At 44.9% G+C, this 9,323-nt stretch carries 8 protein-coding genes; 4 read left to right on the forward strand and 4 right to left on the reverse strand.

Annotated features, from left to right (window positions below; translation table 11 throughout):
- Nucleotides 1–3: 3 nt before the first annotated feature.
- The 3 genes from GD002_RS00660 to GD002_RS00670 all read right to left on the reverse strand — a co-directional run bounded on the left by GD002_RS00660 (nt 4) and on the right by GD002_RS00670 (nt 4,835).
- On the reverse strand, nt 4–2,745 hold the full coding sequence (locus GD002_RS00660; RefSeq protein WP_153730394.1) for a DEAD/DEAH box helicase: 2,742 nt from the start codon (nt 2,743–2,745) through the stop codon (nt 4–6).
- Nucleotides 2,742–4,316, reverse strand: coding sequence for a hypothetical protein (locus GD002_RS00665; protein ID WP_153730395.1), 1,575 nt, complete (start codon nt 4,314–4,316; stop codon nt 2,742–2,744). Before GD002_RS00665 ends, GD002_RS00660 begins: the two co-directional genes overlap by 4 nt.
- Nucleotides 4,317–4,406: 90 nt before the next feature.
- Nucleotides 4,407–4,835, reverse strand: a complete 429-nt coding sequence (locus GD002_RS00670; RefSeq protein WP_194841418.1) for a helix-turn-helix domain-containing protein — start codon at nt 4,833–4,835, stop codon at nt 4,407–4,409.
- A gap of 657 nt (nt 4,836–5,492) precedes the next feature.
- Here GD002_RS00670 and GD002_RS00675 point away from each other — a divergent pair.
- Nucleotides 5,493–5,942, forward strand: a complete 450-nt coding sequence (locus tag GD002_RS00675) for a transcriptional regulator (RefSeq protein ID WP_153730397.1) — start codon at nt 5,493–5,495, stop codon at nt 5,940–5,942.
- A 343-nt stretch (nt 5,943–6,285) separates the two neighbouring features.
- Here GD002_RS00675 and GD002_RS00680 read toward each other — a convergent pair whose 3' ends face one another.
- A complete protein-coding gene (locus tag GD002_RS00680) occupies nt 6,286–6,594 on the reverse strand; it encodes a hypothetical protein (RefSeq protein WP_153730398.1) in 309 nt (102 codons plus the stop codon).
- Between the two features lie 116 nt (nt 6,595–6,710).
- Between GD002_RS00680 and GD002_RS00685 the strand changes: the two genes are divergently transcribed.
- The 3 genes from GD002_RS00685 to GD002_RS17725 all read left to right on the forward strand — a co-directional run.
- Nucleotides 6,711–7,397 carry a hypothetical protein gene (locus GD002_RS00685; RefSeq protein ID WP_153730399.1) on the forward strand — a complete coding sequence of 229 codons (687 nt, stop codon included), beginning with the start codon at nt 6,711–6,713 and terminating at the stop codon, nt 7,395–7,397.
- Nucleotides 7,398–9,062, forward strand: a complete 1,665-nt coding sequence (locus GD002_RS00690; protein WP_153730400.1) for an HlyD family secretion protein — start codon at nt 7,398–7,400, stop codon at nt 9,060–9,062.
- A 23-nt stretch (nt 9,063–9,085) separates the two neighbouring features.
- A partial coding sequence (locus GD002_RS17725; RefSeq protein ID WP_194841419.1) for a hypothetical protein occupies nt 9,086–9,323 on the forward strand: 238 nt, incomplete at its 3' end.

Below are 9,323 nucleotides of genomic sequence, written 5' to 3' on the forward strand. Positions count from 1 at the left end.
CAATTAATTAAAGGACAGTAAATCCTCCAACTCCCGATCATTCAATTCTGTCAGCCATTGACTCGAATGAATCAAATCGGCAGATAAAGCGGCTTTCTCAACGAGCATTTCATCAATCTTTTCTTCAATCGTTCCGACCGTCACGAACTTATGGACATGTACGAACTTGGTCTGACCGATTCGGTACGCGCGGTCTGTTGCTTGGTTTTCAACAGCCGGATTCCACCAGCGATCCGCGTGCAGTACGTGATTCGCCTGTGTCAAATTCAACCCTGTTCCTCCTGCTTTCAAGGACAAGATGAAAATTGGGAACTCGCCATTTTGGAACGCGTCCACCAACGCATCACGCTGACTTTTCGGCATACTACCCGTTAGGAAGGGCACATCAATTCCATGCAGCTCCGACAGGCATTGGCGTATCATTTGGCCCATCCCGATATACTGCGTGAAAATCAGGCACTGTTCCTCGTTCGTTGCAATTTCAGCTGCCATCGACACGATCCGTGCCAGTTTATTTGATCGCATTGTGAGCTCTGCGGCCGGGGCTTGCGGCTCTTTTAAGAACAATGCAGGATGGTTACACAACTGCTTTAGACGGCTTAACATTTTTAAGATCAAGCCTTTACGCTCGAAACCAGTCAACGTTTCCAACTTGAATTTCGTCTCATCAACAAAACTTTCGTAGAGTGCAGCCTGTTCAGTAGTGAGCGGACAATATTCATTTTGCTCCAGCTTCTCCGGTAGATTTAATCGCAAAGCAGGATCATTTTTCGTTCGACGCATCATAAATGGCTGGATCCGTGCACGCAATCTACGTTTTTCTGCTTCCAGATCATCGCGCTCAATTGGCACAATGAACTCTTCACTAAACTTGCGGAAACTGCCTAAATAGCCTTTATGAATGAAATCAAAAATCGCCCAGAGTTCAGCCAAACGATTCTCGATCGGAGTTCCCGTCAACGCAATATGATGAAGACCGTGCAGTTTACGGATCGCGCGCGACTGCTTCGTTTGCAAGTTCTTAATATTTTGGGCTTCATCAATTGTCACACTGGCGAAAGTATAGGAAGCCAGCATCTCCCCGTCCTGCGTTGCGGTACCGTACGTAGTCAAAATGATGTCAGCTTCACGATTGGACATGATGGCCTCAAATTGCTCTTCTCGTGCTCTTGTCGTTCCATAATGAACATGTACCCGTAAAGAAGGGGCAAAGCGTTCCAGTTCCTTCTGCCAGTTGCCCATCACACTCGTTGGGCAGATAATGATCGAAGGTGAATTCGTTTCAGGTAAGTCATGCACATACAATAAATAGGTGATGAGCTGCACTGTTTTTCCAAGACCCATGTCATCCGCTAGACAAGCGCCAAAGTGATTATCACGCATGAAATGAAGCCATTCAAAGCCTTCTTGCTGGTATGGACGTAATTCTGCTTGAAGCGCAATCGGTACAGGTACTTCCGGCAGTCCTTTCTTCTCTTGTAGCATCGTCATCACTTGTCGCAACGACTGCTGCATCGAAAACGCAACGAGCGGATCGTCATCGTCTTCTTCATCAAAAACTGGTGCGATTTCTTCCGGCACTTCATGGAACAGCAAGTCTTTTACAGTCCATTCGCCATCATCGACTTGTTCCATCAATTCCTTAATGCGCTTAAGCCAGGCAGGGTCCAAATGAAACCACTCATCACCCGCGCGAATATATTCCCGGTTTTCATCCACCATTCGTTGGAATTGATCACGATCAATGTCCGCGCCAGCCAGTGAAAATTTCCAATCAAATGACAGCACCTGATCGAGGCTAGCAGACGAATGATAGGACTGCATGCCGGCAGACGTCCGGATCTTCAGTTTCGTCTCCGTAACGGACTTTAGCCAAGCAGGCAAAATAACAGGATAATCAAACGCCTGACACAGCGGTAAATCCTCTTGAATAAATACACGTACTTGCGCATCATTCAACAACACATGGACGAATTGATTCGTATCCGCCAACTCGACTGAACGGAAAATACCTATCATCTCATCTTGTCGCTCTTGAATATCAGCGGCATATGGCTTACGTTTTGCAGGCAATGCTTCCTCGATCGAAGCCGTCACCTTACGAGCGGCAGGCGACCACTGCGTACCACGTTCATTAATCAGCACCGTTTCTAGTAGCCAATCCGTTTCATCGATGTCAGGCTCCGTCAAGCGCAGTGCCACACGGAAAGGTAGTTGTCCAGAGTCTCCACGTGGCCAGCCGTATTGCTGGAAGTGGGGGAGTAACGCTGGGAAATCTGCCATTGATATACCGAGTGAAGCGAGCTGACCCCGCACGGCAAGTGACAAATAGCGGCCTGCTTGAGAGGACAATCCGAATTGCTGCATATCAAACGACAATCCATCGTCTGTCGCTGTGATATGTGCGAAAAGAGAAGGGTCTTGCCAAATTTGTGCAGCCTCCCGAATGCCCTCTAGTATGTCGACATCTTCCGAAGAAGCGCCGGCAAAGTGGACATAGGGATGCCCCGTGGCGGAGAAGAGCCGAAGAAGTTCATTAACCGATACTTCAATATAGCCATCACGTTGTGGGATAAGCATGCCGTATAACGTCGGCTCATCCGCATAAAACAGATAGGAGATGAGCATGTCGGTGTCGATTATTCTCTGTTCACCCGAGACGTTTGCACAGATGAGAAACGCACCATCCTGTCCTTCTTTCAAAGTTAATTCTAAGGCAAGTTGCAAGATGTTCGAATCGGTCATAGCAGCAAGTTTCCTTTCTCCATTTCTTCCATCAGTGCACGCAGGCGGGGAAATTGCTGGCGAACTGTATTGATATAGCGATTCCAAAATTCCGTGCGACCATCCCGTTTGGCTGCAGTTTTCATTTGCTTCCATAGTCGGACAGCGCGCCGGTAACTATCGCGATTCTTCTCTTTCACTAACTTCAACGCTTCGGCATGCATAAGCGGGAATACGGCACGCGAGTCTTCAGCCAACGCTGTTTTCAATAACGAGCCATCAATCATATCAACGGAACCTCGCGTCAAATGCATGAGGGCTGCCCACTCATCGTAGCGTCCACGTTCGAAAAGGAAATTCCCATACGCTCGACTTGCTTCAGGGCCATACGATTGAAATAACTGATCGCGTTGTTCCTCTGAAACACTAGAAAGAGCCAGCAATTGATCGATTTCTTCTGCAAAAGACGAACGATTTCGTGATGCCAACTGCTGATAATAGCTGCCGAGATGGGGAAGCAACTGTTGCATGATGGATTGTACGATATCGAAATCCTCGTCCTCCTTCGCATACAGTGCGAACGCCAACCATTGCGGGACGGCTGTTGGATCCAAAGAGTTCAGCTCGTGATCCAACTCGTCAAAACGACCAGACGTTAAATAGAGGAAAGCACGGAACAACGGAGCATCCTTTGCACTTTCATTTTGGAGACGGTCAAGCTCTTCTGCTAGCTCGGTTTCTTCTGTATACAATTCCGTATAAACTAGTCGGAATGCTTCAAAACGCTTAGAAAACAGACCCTCTTCCTCTAGCGCAAATGAATGAATTAAATCTTTCAACTTGGCATGGAAAGCATCCGTCTCAAAAAGCTTAGATTTGGAACTGAGCTGAATGATCCCTGCCTTCAACTCGGACATCTGCTCATTGAGCCAAATTGTCAGCTGCCACTTGCCGTAATGGTAGGAATCATTGGAAGACAGCTCGCCTGTCAAAAAGGGCCAAGCTACCCGCAAAATCGTCAAATGGTAATAGAGCGAAAAGAGCGGCTTCCATTCCCATTCAAAAGGAGAAAGCCGCGTCTTTTGCTGTTCAATTATGGAAGCGTAATGCAAGAATCCCGTAGGTCCTTCTTTTGGACTAAGTTCCCCGAGAGGCTTAACCAACATAGACAAAGCGGAAAGCCATGCATCTGGCGTACGCTCTGAAATCGTCAGTTGTGTCTGCACAGCACCCGATTGGCGCCAATTATGCAACCAGTCTGAAAGCGAATGAAACTGTGAATACAAATGAAACACCACCGCGATCTGATGCGCACACCAGCTGTCATTCAGGCATGTGCAGTACGGCTCCATCGTCTGGAAAGAGAGGCGAGCGAACTCTGATTCCGTACCAGAAATATTCGCCATTAATGACTGTTCGCTTTCTGTATAGCGATAGGCACCGATCGCATTCATTCGGACGAGGGAAGCTGCCTTTCGTATAATTTCCGCTTTTTGAGGAACGGACGGTTGGAATGTATGTTTAATATGGTTCATGAACTCTTCAATTTCATGTTCGTGCAAATTTGCAATCCGTTCAATCGTCATTTGCATCGAGTCAACTCCTTCACAAAGCATTCCTTTCATTATAACGTTTTTCGTGGTTCATTGCCACTGCTTGAGGACGCCTTTGAAGATTCCTGGTTACTTCCGCAATTGATTTTCGAATAGCTGTAATAAATTTCGTATAGCCGATAAAAATAACTTTCGGTCTTCCTTAGATAGATAGGCGATCAGCATGATAATCTCTTTTAGCTCAGGCTCTGATTCTATTAAACCGACATGCTGATCCATAAACGTATTCGTATAGCTGCTTTGGTTTTCGAGTGTCTGTAGTCCCTTAAAAGAACGGACGGTTTTCAACGGTCGGTCCAAAACCATGGCCAGAAAGATATCATCTGGAATATTGTAGACCTTCTTCACAAGAGGCAGATGTTCAATAGGAAACTCCCGACGATCCGATTCATATCTTGATAGGTTACCTGCATCAATTCCTAAATCCATAGCCATTTGCTTTTGAGTAATTTCAAGGTATTCTTCTCGATACTCACGTAATTGCGTACCAAAACTCATAATCTTATCACCCATTTTTCTCGCCATCTTATAAGAAAAAAAGTGTCACATCTTGATAATTGACAATAAGACAATACCGGTTGTCAAATCGGCAATTTAACGTTATTTTGGATAATATGTGAGAAAATTGGGATAATTGTACTAAGAAGGGAGGTGGAAGTAATAGAAAGGATGCAATTGACTTTACATATTCATCAATTGCAAGACCAATTAGTAAAGGTACGACCTATGCTTCTCAAAGAATCAACCTTTTGGCATATTGCGCAACGGTACGCAGGAAAAATGATGCATGATGCTCGACGTAAAGTATTCTACTTACACGACATGGTATTTTGTGAAATGTTTTTTCAGAAAGTGGAAATTTATTACGAGAATAATCAAATCGTTTTTTGGTACAACAAGTCGTGTGGGAATATCTGCCAAAATCTGCACAAACAGCTGGACAAGCTCGGAATTCATTGTGTTCCTTTGCAAAAATCATTTATTTTAAGCTAGAAAAACACGTGAAAACGGCAAGAAGAGCAAATATAACCGCAACAAAAAAATTCTCTTGACATATTGGATGTATTCCGGCTCATATCATTCACAAAACCCTTCTAATTGTGATATATTATTAATAATCGGAATATTCAATACAATGTAAAGGGAGGGGAAAACATGTTGCTCGTCCAGCGAATTAAGCCCTTTTTTACCAGTAAAGAAGAATTCAATTTACGCCTTGTATTTGCCTACCAATATTTCTCGATCATGAAAAATGAGGAAATATTTCAGTTCATTCCGGCAGAAGGTAAGGAGATTATCATCAACACGAGAAGTTTACAAGTTGAGAACTTAGGGGAGGTATTCGTATTTCAACGGGGCAATCGGTTCATTCGGATCCCACTTTATCAATTATTGCTAGTTTCCGATTTACATTTGCATTTGTCGACTATACTCGAAGGAGCGATGGAATTGGAAGGCCATCTACAGGAAGAAAGTATGCGAGAAGCAGAAGGATTGGTGGAGCGATTAGAGAAAGAGAATTGGGAACGCATGGTAGATTACGCACTCGAAACGAAAAACCGACTCTTATTTAAGGAGTTGATGGAAGGACTGCGAATGATTTGACAAAATTCTTTAAAAAAACACCTCAGTTTACAGCGCATGTATCATGCGTCTAAAACAGAGGTGTTTTTATGTCGGCTGTAACTGTAAGACCATTATTCTCATAGTGTTAAGAAATGGAGCGCCACTACGAAAATTCCCGAACCACCTAGGCCCAATGCAAAATCCTGCCAAGTAAATTCAATCGTCTTTTCCAAATTCATCGCTCATCACTCCTTTGTCTATTTCCCGGGAAATATGTCGTATCTTTTCATGCCCCCGCGATAGTCTCTATTATAACCTATTCCTCTGGATTTAAAACATTCTGATAATTAAATGAATAGATTGAACTACTATATTTTTCCTTTTAAATCAGCCAGTACATCATATCCTCATATTGAGCGGAGTGCAGAACAAACCGTGCCAAACTATTGTAGGACCGAGCCAAACCACCATCGGACCGAGCCAAACTAGCATTGAACCAAGCCAAACTATTATCGGACCGATCCAAACTGCTATCGGACCGAGCTAAACCACCATCGAACCAAGCCAAACTATCGTTGAACCGATCCAAACCATCATCGGACCGATCCAAACTATCGTTGAACCGATCCAAACCCCCCGCCAACAAATCGTTTCTCTCAATCTCCTGACCACTCCCCAATGCATATTTCATTAAATTCACCTCCAAAACAAGACATTCGTTGCAAATTCGTCATTTTTTGATAAAGTAAGAGAGATAGAATTTGATAGTATTCGAACGAACAAGTTGGAGGTAAAGGAGAAGTACATATGTATTCTACTTACAGTTATTGGCGTTCATTAGTATATCCAGACCGGCTTGCCGGCGAACTAGGACAAGGGACGATGAATGGTTTCAAGCGCCGTGTGTTTGCTGTGTTCATTTTGGGCATCATTCTGTTTGTACTTCGCGATATGTGGGGCATGAACACGGAAACGATGACGTATATTTTAGCGAACGGCACAGTCGACGACTACACGATTAGCCGCTATGTTGCACTGATTGGTTCAGTTTTATGGTCAATTCTCTACATGGCGTTTCACTTCTGGGGCGTGGCATGGATCTTAAGTATGATCACAAATATTTCTTTCAAACCTCTGTTAAAATTACAGCTAGTCGTAACAGGGTTGCTTTTAATCGAGAAAGCGATCAATTTCCTCATCTTCGCATTAGCCGGCAAAACGGCAAGTGTGTCGATATTATCATTTGGACCGCTTGCGATGACCTTTCTCGAAAACTGGTATCTCATCTATTTTGTCAATCAACTGACGATTTTTGCCGCGCTTATTGTGGCGGTACAATACCGTTTTATTCGCTTCTATGAAGGCGATGAAATCCGCAAAGATGTTATCTGGTTACTCATCGCATTGCAGATTATCTTTGCTTTAATTACGGCAGCAGTCGGTTTCGTACCTATGGAAAAACTGCTGAATCTATTAATGATAGGGGGGCTATAAATGGTGAAATGGCGAAATCTCATCGTAGTGATCCTCGTGACCTCTTTTATAGCCTTGAACAGTTATCTCGTTTTTTCTGAAAAAAGTGTGATTCCAAAATCATTCTATGTCAACGGCTACGAGCGACTGGCAGCGGATGACTACACGAAAGAACTCGACAAAGAAGGTTTCATCGCGCCGAAAGAGTTGCATACCGTTTACTTGAAAGAAGGTCAGACGATCGACTCCTGGCTCGTCAAAGAAGGGGAGACGGTCGACTTTGGCACCGAGCTCGCGTCCTTGAAAACAGATCACATTGACGAACAACGCAGTCAATTAAATGCCGAGCGAACTGCATTGCAAAATCAAGTTTCTACGATTCGTCAGACGATTAGCGATCTGGAGTATGAACAGCGACGCAGCAGCAGTTCTAAAGGTGACAGTAATACGTATGATTCAAATGATGACAAAAAAGTACAAGTGAACATCGACGTCGGTGTCGATGTCGTAGGAGAGGGAACGTTCGCGCAAGCTATTGCGGACGCTGAGCGAGACCTCGCACAAGTACAACGCCAAATCGAAACGCTAGATTCAAAAATTGATCAATTACCAACCGATATCGCGATGACAAGCCCAGTCAATGGCTCTGTCGTGAAAATCAATCGGGACGGATCACCATCGATCGATATTTACAGCACGGACCAGACGATCGTTACGTATGTGTTGCACGATGAATGGCTCAATATTGAACCAGGCAGCTTTGTGACGATCCAGCACGAAGCCATCCGCACACCTTTCGTGCCAAAAGAAAATCCGAATGAAAATCCGGATGGCGTGGGCAGCGTAGAAGGTAGCGACGTGGCGGCTGCATCTGCTGATGGTATGCCTCCTGTGGAAGACGTTTATATCAACGATTCAACAGACGACTTGGACCACGAAGTCGATGGGAATTCATTTGATGAACAAGTAGACGATCCGGCAACTAATCCGGATACGCCAGTCAACAACACCGATAATCCTGACGGAACGATCAATCATCCGGATAGCAACTCAGAAAATGATTCGCAACTTGAGGGTGAAAACGAAGAAACACCTGAAGGCACACCGGCACAGACAAAAGAAGAGAAAAAGCTTGCTGAAATCCAGGAGCGCATTCAACCGGATTATCCAACCGACATTTCCACGTTGAGCGGTACCGTCGTCTCCGTATCGAAAGTGCCTGCCCAGGAAGACAAATGGCTAAAAGCATACAAATCACTAGGCAACACGCAAAAAGAAAATCCGTTAGCCTACTATGAAGTACGCATTGCGCCATACGACGAACAGCTTCAATTACCATTCGGAACCAACGTCAATACCTTCATTCAAACCAATGAAGCAAACCAAGCGACGAGTATCAAAACTAACTGGCTGGTCAATAAACACAACGACCGAGCAAAAGTTTGGACACTCGACAGCAAAGGACGAGCTGTGCAAACCATCGTCGATACACCATTCACCTGGCTAGACCGCTCCATCTTAACAAGCGGAACAGAACCAGGCACCGTCGCATTGCATAACGACAATTTGAACGATAACCTAGACAACCAAACTGTCTTCCACCCAATCCCGCTCTATCTGCCAGAATGGGACAAATGGAAAGGAACGCATTGGAAAACCTATGCTCGTTATATTGTGAAACATTAAAAACTGCCCTTGTGGCAGTTTTTTTGTTTAGAAATATAGCGAATTTTATCCCGCTCACAGGGAAGCTGTCCACGCTCATAGACCCCACGCTCGCGCTCATAGGGAAGCTGTCCACGCTCATAGACCCCACGCTCGCGCTCATAGGGAAGCTGTCCACGCTCATAGACCCTACGCTCGCGCTCATAGGGAAGCTGTCCACGCTCATAGACCCCACGCTCGCGCTCATAGGGAAGCTGTCCACGCTCATAGACCCCACGCTCG

It is taken from the genome of Sporosarcina obsidiansis (assembly GCF_009651005.1).
GTDB lineage: Bacteria > Bacillota > Bacilli > Bacillales_A > Planococcaceae > Sporosarcina > Sporosarcina obsidiansis.